Source organism: Pseudomonas sp. Leaf48, from assembly GCF_001421885.1.
Taxonomy (GTDB): Bacteria; Pseudomonadota; Gammaproteobacteria; order Pseudomonadales; family Pseudomonadaceae; genus Aquipseudomonas.
In genome coordinates this window covers 120087-134804 of the sequence record NZ_LMLH01000010.1, presented here as the reverse complement: position 1 = coordinate 134804, position 14718 = coordinate 120087, and the positions used below count along the sequence as shown (strand labels likewise).

Here is a 14718-nt window from a genome sequence, read left to right as displayed (position 1 = left end):
TGAAACATCAAAAGATGCAGCCTGCGGCAGCGCCTACATGGGTACGGCATCCACCCTGTAGGAGCTGCCGCAGGCTGCGATCTTTTGATCTTGACCTTGATAATCCGCCATCAGAGCTCGTCAGACGCGCTCGATAGCCAAAGCCAGACCTTGGCCGACGCCGACGCACATGGTCGCCAGACCTTTCTTGCCACCGGTTTTTTCCAGCTGATGCAACGCCGTCAGTACCAGCCGTGCACCGCTCATGCCCAACGGGTGTCCCAAGGCAATCGCGCCACCGTTCGGGTTGACCTGAGGTGCGTCGTCCGCCAGTCCCAATTCCCGCAGCACCGCCAAGCCCTGGCTGGCGAAGGCTTCATTGAGCTCGATCACGTCGAAGTCGCTGACCGCCAGACCGAGGCGCTCGGTCAGTTTGCGCACGGCCGGCACCGGACCGATGCCCATGACTCGCGGAGCCACACCGGCACTGGACATGCCCAACACTTTGGCACGAGCAGTCAGACCGTGTTTCTTCACGGCTTCAGCCGAAGCCAGGATCAACGCGGCAGCACCGTCGTTGACACCCGAGGCATTGCCCGCCGTAACGGTTTTGTCCGGGCCGTTGACCGGCTTCAGCCTGGTCAGGGCTTCGAGGGTGGTGTCGGCGCGCGGATGTTCATCTTGGCTGACCACGGTTTCACCCTTCTTGTGGGCAATGCGCACTTCGACGATTTCTTCGGCGAAGAATCCGGCGGCTTGTGCGACGGCAGTGCGCTGCTGACTGCGCAGGGCGAAAGCGTCCTGATCCTCGCGAGAAACTTCGTAGTCATCGGCGACGTTGTCAGCGGTCTGCGGCATTGCGTCGACGCCGTACTGGGCCTTCATCAGCGGGTTGATAAAGCGCCAGCCAATGGTGGTGTCTTCAAGCTTCATGTTGCGCGAGAACGCAGCATCAGCCTTGCCCATCACGAACGGCGCACGGGACATCGACTCGACGCCACCGGCGATCGCCAGCTCCATTTCGCCGCTGGCAATGGCGCGGAACGCGGTGCCGATAGCGTCCATGCCCGAAGCGCAGAGGCGATTGAGGGTCACGCCCGGAATAGTGTCCGGCAGCCCCGCCAACAGCAGCGCCATGCGCGCCACGTTGCGGTTGTCTTCACCGGCCTGGTTGGCGCAGCCGAGGAACACCTCGTCCACTGCATTCCAGTCCACCGAGGGGTTGCGCTCCATCAGCGCCTTGATCGGCACGGCGGCCAGGTCGTCGGCGCGAACCGTCGACAAACCACCGCCGAAACGGCCGATGGGGGTACGAATCGCGTCGCAGATATAAACGTCACGCATCACGCTTCTCCGGGGGCTTGACCGTGGGCGGCCGCAGTGCGGGCTTCCAGATCACGCAAGGCTGTCAGCTCAACGATCGTCGGCTCAGCGGTTTGTTCAACGCTGTCAGCAAAACGAATGGCCCAACCGGTGGCGGCTACCACTTGCTCGCGGGTCACGCCCGGGTGCAGCGCGGTGACCACGAACTCATGGGTGCCCTCCTCCGGTTCCATGATGCACAGGTCGGTAATGATGCCGACCGGACCTGCGCCCGGCAGGCCGAGACGCTTGCGCGAATCGCCGCCCTCGCCATGACCGACCGAGGTGATGAAATCGAGCTTGTCGACAAATGAACGCGCCGACTGCTTGAGGATAATCAGTACGCTCTTGGCGGAACCGGCAATCTCCGGCGCGCCACCGGCACCCGGCAGGCGGACCTTCGGCGAATGGTAGTCACCCACCACCGTGGTATTGATGTTGCCGAAACGGTCGACCTGCGCAGCGCCCAGGAAACCGACGTCAATGCGACCGCCCTGCAGCCAGTAGCGAAAAATCTCACCGGTCGGAACCACGGTGTCAGCGGTTTCCGCCAACTCACCGTCACCGATCGACAGCGGCAGTACGCTCGGCTTGGCACCAATCGGACCCGATTCGTAAATCAGGACTACGTCCGGCGAAGAAGTCAGCCGCGCCAGGTTGGCCGCTTTCGACGGCAGGCCGATACCCACGAAGCACACCGAACCGTTCTTCAAACGGCGGGCGGCGGCGACGGTCATCATTTCATTGGTGGTGTAAGTCATTACTTCGCCTCCGAAGCGGCGGCCAGTTTGGCCTGGAACTCGCTGAAGTCAGCGCTGCCATGGATGTACTCGTTGATCCACGCGGTGAAGGTTTCACGATCGCGGGCAATCGGGTCCCAGGCCTGATAGAAGCGGTTGTCACGTTCGGTGTAACCGTGTGCGTAGGACGGATGCGCGCCACCTGGCACATGGCAGACCGCGCTCAACGCCCAGGTCGGCAATACGCAAGCATTCATCGGCGCATTGAGGTCGTCGACGATTTCTTCAACGGTGACAATGCAGCGCTTGGCAGCCAGGGCAGCTTCTTTCTGCACGCCGAGGATGCCCCAGAGCAACACGTTGCCTTTACGGTCGGCTTTCTGCGCGTGAATCACGGTGATATCCGGGCGAACCGAAGGCACGGCGGCCAGCACTTCACCGGTGAACGGGCAAGTAACAGTTTTGATCAGCGGGTTGACCTTCGGCAAATCGGAACCGGCGTAGGCACGCAGTACCGCGAACGGCAAGCCGGAAGCGCCGGCGACGTAGGCGTTGGCCAGGTCGGCATGGCTGTGTTCTTCGATTTCCAGCGCGTGCGGCCACTGCTTTTCCACTGCATCACGCAGACGGTGCAGCGAACCGACACCCGGGTTGCCGCCCCAGGAGAAAATCAGTTTGCGGGCACAGCCAGCACCGATCAACTGGTCGTAGATCAGGTCAGGGGTCATGCGTACCAGCGTCAGGTCTTTCTTGCCCTGGCGAATGATTTCGTGGCCCGCAGCTGTCGGGATCAGGTGAGTGAAGCCTTCGAGCGCGACGGTATCGCCGTCGTTTACGAATTGCTTCACCGCGTCGTGCAGCGAAAGGATTTCAGCCATGGGGCAGGCTCCCGTTGTTATTAACTGCCAGTCTAAGAAAAAGGCGCGATGCGCGCGCCGGAATGCCTGAAGGTTAAGCTTCTGAAAAAGCGCAAACAATCCGATAATCGACTAACCGTTCGATAATCGAACAAATTGTTGTTTGGCTATCGATCCTTTGAATAGCATCGCGGGCAAGCCCGCTCCCACAGGTTGACGCGTAATCCTTGTGGGAGCGGGCTTGCCCGCGAAGAGGCCATCAAAATCACTAGAGATAGCGGATTAGAACATCAGGTCGCATCCGCATGACTGACCATGCCCTTGATGACCACCGCAGTAGTCGCCAGCGCCGCCGGAATCACCAGTGCCGTAAGCACTTGCTCGAAGTTCCAGCCCAGGCCCAACAACGTCGCGCCCATCCAGGCGCCAAGGATTGCACCAAAGCGGCCGATCCCGAGCATCCACGACACCCCGGTGGCGCGTCCCTGGGTCGGATAGAATCGCGCCGCCAGCGACGGCATGGCCGATTGCGCGCCGTTGACACACATTCCGGCCACCAGCACCAGGGTCGCCAACAGTGTGATATTGCCCAGGCTCTGCCCTACCGCGTAGGCAAATACCCCGGCCAACAAGTAGAAACTGCCGATGACCTTGTGCGGATTGAACCGGTCCATCGCCCAACCCACACCCACCGCGCTCAATACACCGCCGAACTGGAACAGCGCGCCGATGAACGCCGACTGCTCCATGCTCGCGCCGCTGTCACGCATCAGGGTCGGCAACCAACTGGTCAACAGATAAACGATCACCAGGCCCATGAAGTAAGTAAGCCATAGCAACAAGGTGCCGACGCTATAGGTGCCGGAGAAGATCACCGCAAACACATTGCGCGCCTTCACGGTTTTCTGTTCCGGCACGCTGAAGCTCGATGCCTGGGCCACTACCGTCGGATCTATCGGCGCCAGCGCCTTGCGCACTTTGTCCGTACCGCGGTTGCGCACAACCAGATAACGCGCCGACTCCGGCAGCCAGAGCAGCAAAACGAAAGCCAGGATCAGCGGCAGGACCCCGCCGATCAGTAGCAGACTGTGCCAGCCGAACGCCGGTATGAGTTTGGCCGAAATGAATCCACCACCGGCCATACCCAGGTTGAAGCCGCAGAACATGCTGGTCACCAGCAGGGATTTCTTGCGCTCCGGGGTGTACTCCGACAGCAGGGTCGTGGCGTTTGGCATACCGGCGCCCAGCCCAAGGCCGGTGAGGAAGCGCAACACCAACAACTGTTCGACGTTAGTGCTATAGGCCGAAGCCAGGCTGAAAGCACCAAACAGCAGCACTGCCCCGACCAGCACGAGTTTTCGCCCGAAGCGGTCCGCCAGCGGGCCCGAGCCCAATGCGCCGAAGACCATGCCGATCAAGGCTGCACTCATCACCGGCCCGAGGCTGGCGCGGTCTATGCCCCAGTCCTGGGACAAGGCCGGCGCAATGAAACCCATGGCGGCAGTGTCGAGGCCATCGAGAAAGACAATCAGGAAACACAGGATTACCACTCGCCACTGGTAGCGCGAGATGGGCTGGGCATTGATGAAAGACTGCACGTCGAGGCAGTTTCCAACAGCAGACTGAGGCTGGTTCATTGTTTTTATTCCACGGATCGCGGTCGAACGGGTGCCAACCGAAGCTGGCGCTGCCGCGACATTAATGAGCCAGAGGAAATAGCGTCAATTCGATAAACGCAACTGCGTGCGATTATCGAACAGCTTAGGCGAACAGTTGAGCGCTGAGTTCACGGCTGGCACTCAACAGGCCAGGCAGGAAACGTTGCTCCAGTTCATTTCGACTGACCCGACCGGCATGGGTACTGACATTGAGGGCGGCAACTACCTGGCCCGATGTGTCGTACACCGGGACGGCAATCGACCGCAGCCCCTGCTCAAGCTCCTGATCGACGATGCACCAGCCCTGCTGCCGTACCTCTTGCAGGCATTCGAGCAACGCCTCGGGGGTATGGATGGTGCGGCTGGTCTTGGCTTGCAGTTCGGCATGATCGAGGTATTCGCCCAGGGACGTGTCATCCAGTGCGGCAAGCAGGATCCGCCCCATCGACGTGCAGTAGGCCGGCAAGCGCCCACCTACCGACAAGTCCACGGAAATCAGGCGCTGGGTGGTCGCCGACCGGGCGATGTACAAAATATCGTCACCCTCCAGGGTGGCCATGTTGCAGGCCTCATGGAGTTGTTCGCTCATGCGGTCCAGATAAGGCTGGGCGGAAACCGCCAGCGGAGTCGAAGACACATAGGCATGGCCGAGAGTGAGCACTTTGGGCAACAACGAGTAGGTGCGGCCGTCGGTGGTGGCATAACCGAGCTTGATCAAGGTGTGCAGGCAACGTCGCACCGCGGCACGGGGGATTTCCGTACGATGGCTGATCTGCGCGATGGTCAGGTGGCGCTTGCGCTCCTGAAACGCTTGCACTACCGCCAGGCCCCGGGCCAGCGACGTCATGAAGTCGGGGTCGCCGGTGAGCGCTTGAATCCGCTTGGCTGGCGAAGCAACGATGGGTGGAGCCACTGAAGTGAATGAGTTACGCATTTGATCGTTCATACCAGGTCATTTCCCATTCGAATCAGCGGCCATTACAAGGGTCCGATGCCCGCCCCTGCAAGTCTGCCCGGGCATAATTGGGCGATTATCGAACCACCGTCCGATAATCGCATTCTGCCATTTACAAGGGCCCGGCGCGACACGCCAGGCAGCGTTATTACAATTTTTCACAACGGTGCGGAAAAAATTAATCGGATGATCAAGCTTCCGTAACTTGTTCGACTTAATGGCGTCAGAAACGCATCGCCAGAAGTAGAAATCCCCCGCTGGGCTAGTTAGCCGATAGTTGCCAGCAGACACAGGCTCACACATCATGATTGACTTTTAACTCGTCAGAGATAGTGTTCTACAAATCGGACGCTATAATAGAACTCAGGAACGATTCGGTTTTTTACTTGCCGAATACGTTATCCGGCAGCAGGATGTTCCATCGCTGCTGCCCCCCGGCAAGCGCCTGACACTCACTGTACAAGTTTTGCCAGTGCGTTCGCTGAAACAGGAATCTGACGCTGCGTCAGCTATTTATCTCTGGTGCCGTAGCCGCCTGCGACATGGAAGTATTGCTCACACTGTCGTTAAACCGATGCCCTGAAGGGCGTTGTCGTATCGATGAGCGTGGTCAATGCATTGGATGCAGCGCGTTTCACCAGAATCATCTCAACTCAATCAGGTAGCACTGTGACGAAAGACGAACTGCGCGCGGAACTTGAGCGCCAGGAACAACGTTACAAGGAAGTTTACGGCGGAGAAGTCACCACTTACGCCGCTCAGCCCGAACCGGAGCGCAAACCCTGGCGTAAACGCGCCACCGTTCAGGACCAGGCATTCACTCAAGAATTGCAAAAAATGGAAAAGGAACTCAAAGCCGAAGAGCCATGATCTCTTGGGCCTGATCCTTAAAAGGGCAGCCTCTGCGCTCGTTAAAAGCGGGATGTATCGACGTTGCCTTTCGCGCCCGCTACGAGCGGGCGGTGGTCTCTTGCTGCGCCAGATCAAACAAAATGCTGATATCTGACTACCTTCTCAGATATTTCATACAAGCATTGATGCCCCCGCGTCTGCGCCTAAAAAACCCGGTTTCAGACGCTTTTTTTAATTAAATCAAAGCGTTGAAAACCAGGGCAAACCCCTTTGCCTTGGGGCTCATCTGCAAAAAAAATCGTTGATGGATGTTACCGATGAGCAGCTAGTGCATCGATTTGCAGTCTTTTCTGGCATAATCGCGCCCCCTTATGACCGGGTCAGAAAACCTTCATGATCGATTTATTCAGCGGACTGGATGCTTGGGTGCTTGTGAGCCTCTTGCTCGCCCTGGCCTTTGTCCTCGCCTTCGAGTTCATCAACGGCTTTCATGACACCGCAAACGCGGTGGCAACTGTTATCTACACCAAAGCCATGCCGCCTCATCTGGCGGTGTTCTTTTCCGGTGTGTTCAACTTCCTCGGCGTGCTGCTGGGCGGGGTCGGCGTGGCGTATGCCATCGTCCACCTGTTGCCGGTAGAGCTGCTGATCAATGTGAATACCGGACACGGGCTGGCCATGGTGTTCTCGTTGCTCGCCGCCGCCATCGCCTGGAACCTGGGCACCTGGTACTTCGGTATCCCGGCTTCCAGCTCGCACACTCTGATCGGTTCGATCCTCGGTGTCGGCCTGGCCAACGCCCTGATCAACGACATTCCGTTGGCCGATGGTGTGAACTGGCAGAAAGCGATCGATATCGGCGCCTCGCTGGTGTTCTCGCCCATGGCCGGCTTCCTCATCGCGGCCCTGGTGCTGATTGCGTTGAAATGGTGGCGACCGCTGTCGAAGATGCACAAGACACCGGAACAACGCCGCAAGATCGACGACAAAAAGCATCCGCCATTCTGGAACCGCCTGGTCCTGGTGATTTCGGCAATGGCCGTGAGCTTTGTGCACGGTTCCAACGATGGCCAGAAAGGTATCGGCCTGATCATGCTGGTGTTGATCGGTATCGTACCGGCACAGTTCGTACTCGACCTGAACAGCACTACTTATCAGATCGAGCGGACTCGCGACGCCACTCTGCACCTGAGCCAGTTCTATAAGCGTAATGAGGCAACCCTGGGTGAATTCCTCGCCTTGGGCAAAAGTGTGGAAGGCGATCTGCCGGAGAAGTTCCGCTGCAACCCGAAGCAGACTGAGCCGACCATCACCGCTTTGCTCGGCACCCTCAAGGGTGTAGCCGACTACCACTCGATGCCAGCCGAGAGCCGCATCGAGGTGCGTCGCTACCTGCTCTGCCTGGACGACACGGCGAAAAAAGTCAGCAAGCTGCCTGAACTTTCGGCCCGGGAAAAGGCTGACCTGGACAAGCTGCGCAAAGACCTGACTACCACCACCGAATACGCCCCGTTCTGGGTGATTCTGGCGGTTGCCCTGGCCCTGGGCCTGGGCACCATGGTGGGCTGGAAGCGAGTCGTGCTGACCATCGGCGAGAAAATCGGCAAGCAAGGAATGACTTACTCCCAGGGCATGTCGGCACAGATCACCACCGCCACCCTGATCGGCATGGCCAACATCTTCAGCCTGCCAGTATCGACTACCCACGTGCTGTCCTCGGGCGTGGCCGGCACCATGGTCGCCAACAAGAGCGGCCTGCAAGGCGGTACCGTCAAGACGATCCTGCTGGCCTGGGTATTGACCCTGCCAGCTACCGTGGCCTTGTCCGCCGGATTGTTCTGGCTGGCGTCGAAGGCATTGGGCAGCTGATTCATCGCTGCAATGAAAAAGGCGCGCTCCGCAAGGACCGCGCCTTTTTTATTGTCATTTTCCTGTTGCAGTAGCCGGCTTGCGGACGTTAGCGCTTGCAAGATTGTCATCGCCGACAAGCCGGCTCCTGCAAAGAATCGTCGACTGCAAATAACAGGCAAAAAAAAAGGCAACCGAAGTTGCCCAAAATGCCTTGCGTGCCCATTACATCCAGAAAGGCTGGCGGTTATTTCCGCTTTTGCGAATCTTTCCAGATAAACAATCCGAATCCTGCAAAAAATACAAACATGAGGCTGACCGTCAGCACTCCGGCGAACACAACGTTGTCGAAAAACATGACTCGTCTCCTGCATCTGCCTTGTTGCGATGGAGCTAAGTTAAACAATCAGGCAGGAGAAAATATTGACCGGGATCAATGTCGGCCATAACAGGGAAGGAGGAAGGGAAAAGTTTGACCCGCATCAATAAATGCGGGGGGGATTTCAGCGTTTTTTCGGTTTGTTTTTCGGCTTTTTCTTCGCCTTGCCCAGCGGCATGGCCTGTTCGAACGCCTGGCGTACTTCATTGAGCCGCTTTTCGTTGAGGTCATGAACACGTTTGGCGCGTTCAGCATTGAGGTCGATCAGCTTGTCGTCTTGGCTCATGGCAATCTGTGCATCACAAGAGATGAAATTCAGCCAGCACGTTGTCCGGCAGCTATAGACCAATAATGCGGTCTGACGGCAGCGCTGACCAGCCGTGTGATCAAATCTCGATATCGACCCACAACCCCTGACGTGGCTGCTCCTCCATCAGGGGGGCCACGGGCACGGTGTTGTCAGCATTGAGCTCGTCGCCGGGAATCGCCAGATACGCCTCGGGATCTTCGTCGGCTTCACGACGGCGCCGTTCCTGCTCTTGCTTGCGGCGCTGCTCCTCACGCAGAAGTAACGCGGCCTCTTCTGGATCGCGCTTTTGCAGGTTAATCGTGCTGTCACTGGAGCTTTCCTGCGCCGGTACCACCGGAGGAATGTCCGGACGCTGGCGGATCGGGTCATGTTGCGAGGTGATCGGCACGGCACTCAAGGGCAGCATCGGTAGCAGCATGGTTATCAGTCTCCTGTCAGCAGGCTGTCGGCTGCGGGGATGTCGACTTGAGCCTTCGGTCGCAAACTGTGATGCGGTTGGCACCTGTGGTGCTGGCGCAAGCTACGATCTTTTCAGGTATCGAAGAACCGAAGATCGTAGCCTGCGCCAGCTTCCACATGAGTATTCCTTTGGTCTGCAGCCGCGATTCCGTTAAGATAGCCCGCTTTTTCAAGGTGGGAGTCAGGCAGCATGGCGCAGCAGTATCAACCGGGGCAACGCTGGATCAGTGACAGCGAAGCCGAGCTGGGATTGGGCACCGTTCTGGCACAGGACGGCCGCTTGTTGACCGTGCTCTACCCGGCCACTGGCGAGACTCGCCAGTACGCGCTACGGAATGCGCCCCTGACCCGCGTGCGATTTTCGCCGGGTGACTCCATCACTCACTTCGAGGGCTGGAAACTGACCGTACAGGAAGTCGACGACGTCGACGGCCTGCTGGTCTACCACGGCCTCAACGCGCAGAACGAAGTGGTCACCCTGCCGGAAACCCAGCTGTCGAACTTCATTCAGTTCCGTCTGGCCAGCGACCGTTTGTTCGCAGGACAGATCGACCCGCTCGCCTGGTTCTCCCTGCGCTACAACACCCTGGAACATACCAGCCGGCAGTTGCAGTCTGCCCTTTGGGGCCTGGGTGGCGTGCGTGCGCAACCGATCGCGCACCAGCTGCACATTGCCCGTGAAGTGGCCGACCGAATCGCGCCACGTGTTCTGCTGGCCGACGAAGTAGGCCTGGGTAAAACCATCGAGGCCGGCCTGGTGATCCATCGCCAACTGCTCTCGGGCCGTGCCGGCCGTGTGCTGATCCTGGTTCCGGAAAACCTGCAGCACCAATGGCTGGTGGAGATGCGTCGCCGCTTCAACCTGCAGGTCGCGCTGTTCGACGAAGAACGCTTCATCGAAAGCGATGCCACCAACCCGTTCGAAGACACCCAGCTTGCCCTGGTTGCACTCGAGTGGCTGGTCGATGACGAGAAAGCCCAGGACGCCCTGTTCGCGGCCGGCTGGGATTTGATGGTGGTCGACGAAGCGCACCACCTGGTGTGGCACGAAGACAAGGCCAGCCCGGAATACACACTGGTCGAGCAGCTCGCTGAAACGATCCCGGGCGTGCTGCTGCTGACCGCGACACCGGAACAACTGGGTCAGGACAGCCACTTCGCCCGTCTGCGCCTGCTCGACCCGAACCGTTTCCATGACCTGCACGCCTTCCGTGCCGAGAGCGAAAACTATCGTCCGGTGGCCGAAGCCGTTCAGGAATTGCTGGACAAGGGGCGCCTGTCGCCTGAAGCGCACCAGACCATTCACGGCTTCCTCGGCAACGAAGGCGAAGCCCTGCTGGCCGCGGTCAACGATGGCGATATCGAAGCCAGCGCCCGTCTGGTCCGCGAATTACTGGATCGTCATGGCACCGGCCGCGTGCTGTTCCGTAACACCCGTGCTGCCGTGCAGGGTTTCCCGGAGCGCAAGCTACACCCGTACCCGCTGCCGTGCCCCGACGAATACCTTGAGCTGCCACTGGGCGATCACGCCGAACTGTATCCGGAAGTCAGCTTTCAGGCCCAGCCGGACGCCAACGAAGAAGAACGCTGGTGGAAATTCGACCCGCGCGTCGAGTGGCTGATCGACCAGTTGAAGATGCTCAAGCGCACCAAGGTGCTGGTAATCTGCGCCCATGCGGAAACCGCCATGGACCTGGAAGATGCCCTGCGCGTGCGCTCCGGCATCCCGGCCACGGTGTTCCACGAGGGCATGAACATCCTCGAGCGTGACCGCGCCGCTGCTTACTTCGCCGACGAAGAATTTGGCGCACAAGTACTGATCTGCTCGGAAATCGGCAGTGAAGGTCGCAACTTCCAGTTCTCCCATCACCTGGTGCTGTTCGACCTGCCGTCTCACCCGGACCTGCTGGAACAACGTATCGGTCGTCTGGACCGGATCGGCCAGAAACATGTGATCGAACTGCACGTGCCATACCTGGAAACCAGCCCGCAAGAGCGCCTGTTCCAGTGGTACCACGAAGCGCTGAACGCGTTCCTCAATACCTGCCCGACCGGCAACGCCCTGCAGCATCAGTTCGGCCCACGCCTGTTGCCGCTGCTCGAAGAAGCCGACGATGGCGAGTGGCAAGCGCTGATCGACGAGGCTCGCAGCGAACGTGAGCGCCTGGAAGCCGATCTGCACACCGGTCGTGACCGTCTGCTGGAACTCAATTCCGGCGGCGCGGGCGAAGGCGATGCCCTGGTGGAGGACATTCTTGAGCAGGACGACCAGTTCACTCTGCCGATCTACATGGAAACCCTGTTCGACGCATTCGGCATCGACAGCGAAGACCATTCGGAAAACGCCCTGATCCTCAAGCCGAGCGAAAAAATGCTCGACGCCAGCTTCCCGCTGGGTGACGACGAAGGCGTGACCATCACTTACGACCGCAACCAGGCGCTGTCTCGCGAAGACATGCAGTTCATCACCTGGGAACACCCGATGGTCCAGGGTGGCATGGATCTGGTTCTGTCCGGTTCCATGGGCAACACCGCCGTGGCATTGATCAAGAACAAGGCGCTCAAGCCTGGCACCGTGTTGCTGGAACTGCTGTATGTCAGCGAAGTGGTTGCCCCGCGCTCGCTGCAACTGGGCCGTTACCTGCCGCCGGCCGCCCTGCGCTGCCTGCTCGACACCAACGGCAACGATTTGGCGGCGCGCGTCGCGTTCGAAACCCTGAACGATCAGCTGGAGAGCGTGCCGCGTGCCAGCGCCAACAAGTTCATCCAGGCCCAGCGCGATCAGCTGACACCGCGTATCAACGCCGGTGAAGCGAAAATCCTGCCTCGTCACGCCGAGCGCGTGGCTGAAGCGCAGCGTCGCCTGGCCGCCGATACCGACGAAGAACTGGCGCGCCTGACCGCGTTGCAAGCAGTCAACCCGACCGTGCGTGACAGCGAACTGGTTGCCCTGCGCAAACAGCGCGAGCAAGGCCTGGCGATGCTCGACAAGGCTGCGCTGCGACTGGAAGCGATTCGGGTGTTGGTGGCGGGTTAAGTCCCCATCTGCATCGCAGTAACAAGAAGCCCGCAGTGATGCGGGCTTTTTTTTCAGATCAAACGATCGCAGCTTCTGACCAGATCCCCACTGCAGGAGCGAGCTTGCTCGCGATGAGCGCCCAGACAACGCGGGCATTCAGAAAGGCCGCGTTATCGTTAACGACCATCGCGAGCAGGCTCGCTCCTACAGGAGATCGAGTGTTCCCTGTGGTTGCCGCAGGCTGCGATCTTTTGATCTTATGCCGTCGCCGCAGCAACCCCGGGCTCAACCACCGCCCCCAGCCCCTCTTTCATCCGCTTGGCATCGCGTACAAAACACCGAGACGCCAACACCAGAAACACCATGGTGAAAAACAGCGCCACAGGAATCAGGTACATCGCGTCATGCAGGCCTACGGCCTTGAACGCCTCGGTCATCTGTTCGGCACCCGCCGCCAGCATCGCCGTGTGGGCAAAGTGATCGGACAAGGCACCGACCACCACTGGCCCCAACCCACCGCCCAACAGGTATAGCCCGGCAAAGAACAAAGCCATGGCGGTGGCCCGCAAGCGCGGCTCGACCACATCCTGAATTGCCGTGTAAACGCAGGTATAGAAGTTATAGGCAAACAGCCAGCCCAGACTGAACACCGCCACGAACACGCCGATTTCTATGCGACCTGAGTGCAGCGCCCACGCTGTGCATACGGTCGAGATAATCAAACTGAACGCCGCAAACAGCAGCCGCCCGTTGGCTACCCGCTGGTGAATCTTGTCAGCGACCCAGCCGCCGATGGTCAGTCCGAACAAACCGGTGACACCAACGATTACACCCGTTGCCACCGCAGCTTCCTGCAACGGCATCAAGAAGTAGCGCTGGAGCATCGGCACCAGAAACGAGTTGCAGGCATAGGTGGCGAAATTGAAGCAGAGGCCGGCCATTACCAGCCAAAGGAACGTAGGCACCGCCAGTACCCGGCGGATCGGCCGGTCCACGCGTTCTTGCGAAACCTGCACGCTCTCGGCGGCGCCGCGTTTTGGCTCTTTGATGAAGAACATGAAGATTGCGAGGATCAGCCCCGGCACCGCTGCGATGAAGAAAGGCGCACGCCAGCTGTCGAATGCCTTGACCATCGCGCCGATGGTGAAGAACGCCAGCAGCAGGCCCAACGGCAGTCCGAGCATGAAAATGCCCATGGCTCGCGCCCGACGATGAGCCGGAAACAGATCGCCGATCAGCGAGTTGGCAGCCGGTGCATAACTGGCTTCACCGATGCCGATACCCATGCGCACGACCAGGAAGCTCCAGAAACTGCCGACCATACCGTTGACCGCCGTCAGCCCGCTCCACACCGCAAGGCCCCAGCCCATCAGCTTGCTGCGCGAGCCAGTATCGGCCATACGCCCCAGTGGCAGACCGGCAATCGCGTAGACGAGGGTGAAAGCGGTGCCGATGATGCCGATCTGGAAGTCACTGAGGTGCCATTCCATGCGGATCGGTTCGATGATGATGGCCGGGATGGTACGGTCGAAAAAGTTGAACAGGTTGGCCAGGAACAACAGGAACAGAATGCGCCAGGCATTCGCCGCTTGGGTCGAGTTCTGCATGGGTCCGTCTCGTTTTATTGTTATTGGGGCCTCACTGTCCCCGGAACCTGCAATCTAGACAGGCCGGTCACAGCTGTCTGTAATTATTCGTAAGGCTGATACCAGCCCATGGCGAAGACCACGTGATTGCTGGCTCCCGGGGCCCCGCAAGGGCCCAAATGTGCGGTGTTCTGTCTTGCAGCGTTGCAAACAGATGCCTGAAAAGAGAAGCGCCGGATCAATAGCACTAATCGCTATAACTGCAATAACCAAATGCTTGACACCAATATGCCACTATCGATTTGCGCTCCATGCATGCCCTCTATACTGCATGAAATTCGCCGGCGCTCATTGCCCCGGCCAGATGACCACAACGGGGCATGCTATGGAGTGGCTTGGTCTGCATTTCACTACTTCTTTACCAGAGAGTGGGCAGGTCATACTCAATTTCACACATGATCGATTCCTCGTGCTGCTGGCGTATCTGGTCGCCTGCGTCGGCTGCTTTGCCACGCCAGGCATGGCCGAGCGGGTTGCCCATGCCGAACATCCGGTCTCCAAACGACGCTGGCGCTGGGTCGGCACCGTGTGCATGGCAGGCAGAATCTGGGCCATGCATTTGATCGGTATACTGGCTTTGCAGTCAGCTATCGATATTCACTACCACCTGCCAGTGACGCTGCTTTCCCTGATCACAGCCCTGTGCGCTTCATG

The 14718-nt window shown here is 59.2% G+C and carries 13 protein-coding genes and 1 pseudogene; 4 read left to right on the top strand and 10 right to left on the bottom strand.

Annotation, left to right across the window (positions count from 1 at the left end; all coding sequences use genetic code 11):
- Nucleotides 1-120: 120 nt before the first annotated feature.
- From pcaF to pcaR, 5 genes are all read right to left on the bottom strand, one after another.
- Nucleotides 121-1326 (bottom strand): 3-oxoadipyl-CoA thiolase, encoded by a 1206-nt coding sequence (pcaF, locus tag ASE98_RS09575; RefSeq protein WP_177336959.1) that lies wholly within the window; start codon nucleotides 1324-1326, stop codon nucleotides 121-123.
- Nucleotides 1323-2102 carry a CoA-transferase subunit beta gene (locus ASE98_RS09570; RefSeq protein ID WP_060541130.1) on the bottom strand — a complete coding sequence of 260 codons (780 nt, stop codon included), beginning with the start codon at nucleotides 2100-2102 and terminating at the stop codon, nucleotides 1323-1325. Before ASE98_RS09570 ends, pcaF begins: the two co-directional genes overlap by 4 nt.
- Nucleotides 2102-2959, bottom strand: coding sequence for a CoA transferase subunit A (locus tag ASE98_RS09565; RefSeq protein WP_060541129.1), 858 nt, complete (start codon nucleotides 2957-2959; stop codon nucleotides 2102-2104). The genes ASE98_RS09570 and ASE98_RS09565 overlap by 1 nt, the downstream gene beginning before the upstream one ends.
- Before the next feature lie 269 nt (nucleotides 2960-3228).
- Entirely contained in the window at nucleotides 3229-4575 is a 1347-nt protein-coding gene (locus ASE98_RS09560; protein WP_060541128.1) for an MFS transporter, read from the bottom strand.
- A 124-nt stretch (nucleotides 4576-4699) separates the two neighbouring features.
- Nucleotides 4700-5542 carry a pca regulon transcriptional regulator PcaR gene (gene pcaR, locus ASE98_RS09555; protein WP_060541127.1) on the bottom strand — a complete coding sequence of 281 codons (843 nt, stop codon included), beginning with the start codon at nucleotides 5540-5542 and terminating at the stop codon, nucleotides 4700-4702.
- Between the two features lie 678 nt (nucleotides 5543-6220).
- On the opposite strand from pcaR, the gene ASE98_RS09550 reads away from it, so the two are divergent.
- The gene (locus tag ASE98_RS09550; protein ID WP_007935837.1) at nucleotides 6221-6421 is read left to right on the top strand and encodes a hypothetical protein; all 201 of its coding nucleotides are present in this window, start codon (nucleotides 6221-6223) and stop codon (nucleotides 6419-6421) included.
- Nucleotides 6422-6796: 375 nt separating this feature from the next.
- Nucleotides 6797-8272: an inorganic phosphate transporter gene (locus ASE98_RS09545; protein ID WP_060541126.1), complete on the top strand. Its 1476-nt coding sequence runs from the start codon at nucleotides 6797-6799 to the stop codon at nucleotides 8270-8272.
- Between the two features lie 226 nt (nucleotides 8273-8498).
- Here ASE98_RS09545 and ccoM read toward each other — a convergent pair whose 3' ends face one another.
- The 3 genes from ccoM to ASE98_RS09535 form a co-directional block, all read right to left on the bottom strand.
- Nucleotides 8499-8609 carry a cytochrome c oxidase subunit CcoM gene (gene ccoM / locus ASE98_RS27545; RefSeq protein WP_060541125.1) on the bottom strand — a complete coding sequence of 37 codons (111 nt, stop codon included), beginning with the start codon at nucleotides 8607-8609 and terminating at the stop codon, nucleotides 8499-8501.
- Between the two features lie 145 nt (nucleotides 8610-8754).
- A complete protein-coding gene (locus ASE98_RS26920; RefSeq protein WP_008074569.1) occupies nucleotides 8755-8916 on the bottom strand; it encodes a hypothetical protein in 162 nt (53 codons plus the stop codon).
- A gap of 100 nt (nucleotides 8917-9016) precedes the next feature.
- Nucleotides 9017-9358: a hypothetical protein gene (locus tag ASE98_RS09535; protein ID WP_060541124.1), complete on the bottom strand. Its 342-nt coding sequence runs from the start codon at nucleotides 9356-9358 to the stop codon at nucleotides 9017-9019.
- A 231-nt stretch (nucleotides 9359-9589) separates the two neighbouring features.
- Here ASE98_RS09535 and rapA point away from each other — a divergent pair, with 231 nt between their 5' ends.
- The gene (rapA, locus tag ASE98_RS09530) at nucleotides 9590-12436 is read left to right on the top strand and encodes an RNA polymerase-associated protein RapA (RefSeq protein WP_060541123.1); all 2847 of its coding nucleotides are present in this window, start codon (nucleotides 9590-9592) and stop codon (nucleotides 12434-12436) included.
- Between the two features lie 239 nt (nucleotides 12437-12675).
- Here the strand turns inward: rapA and ASE98_RS09525 are convergent, their stop codons facing one another.
- Together ASE98_RS09525 and ASE98_RS27705 are read right to left on the bottom strand one after the other, a co-directional pair.
- Nucleotides 12676-14025 (bottom strand): spinster family MFS transporter, encoded by a 1350-nt coding sequence (locus tag ASE98_RS09525; protein ID WP_060541122.1) that lies wholly within the window; start codon nucleotides 14023-14025, stop codon nucleotides 12676-12678.
- Nucleotides 14026-14422: 397 nt separating this feature from the next.
- Nucleotides 14423-14554 carry a hypothetical protein gene (locus ASE98_RS27705; RefSeq protein WP_269084471.1) on the bottom strand — a complete coding sequence of 44 codons (132 nt, stop codon included), beginning with the start codon at nucleotides 14552-14554 and terminating at the stop codon, nucleotides 14423-14425.
- On the opposite strand from ASE98_RS27705, the pseudogene ASE98_RS27700 reads away from it, so the two are divergent.
- Nucleotides 14525-14704: pseudogene (locus ASE98_RS27700) on the top strand (MHYT domain-containing protein); the annotation flags it as partial. The gene ASE98_RS27705 and the pseudogene ASE98_RS27700 overlap by 30 nt on opposite strands.
- Nucleotides 14705-14718: the final 14 nt, after the last annotated feature.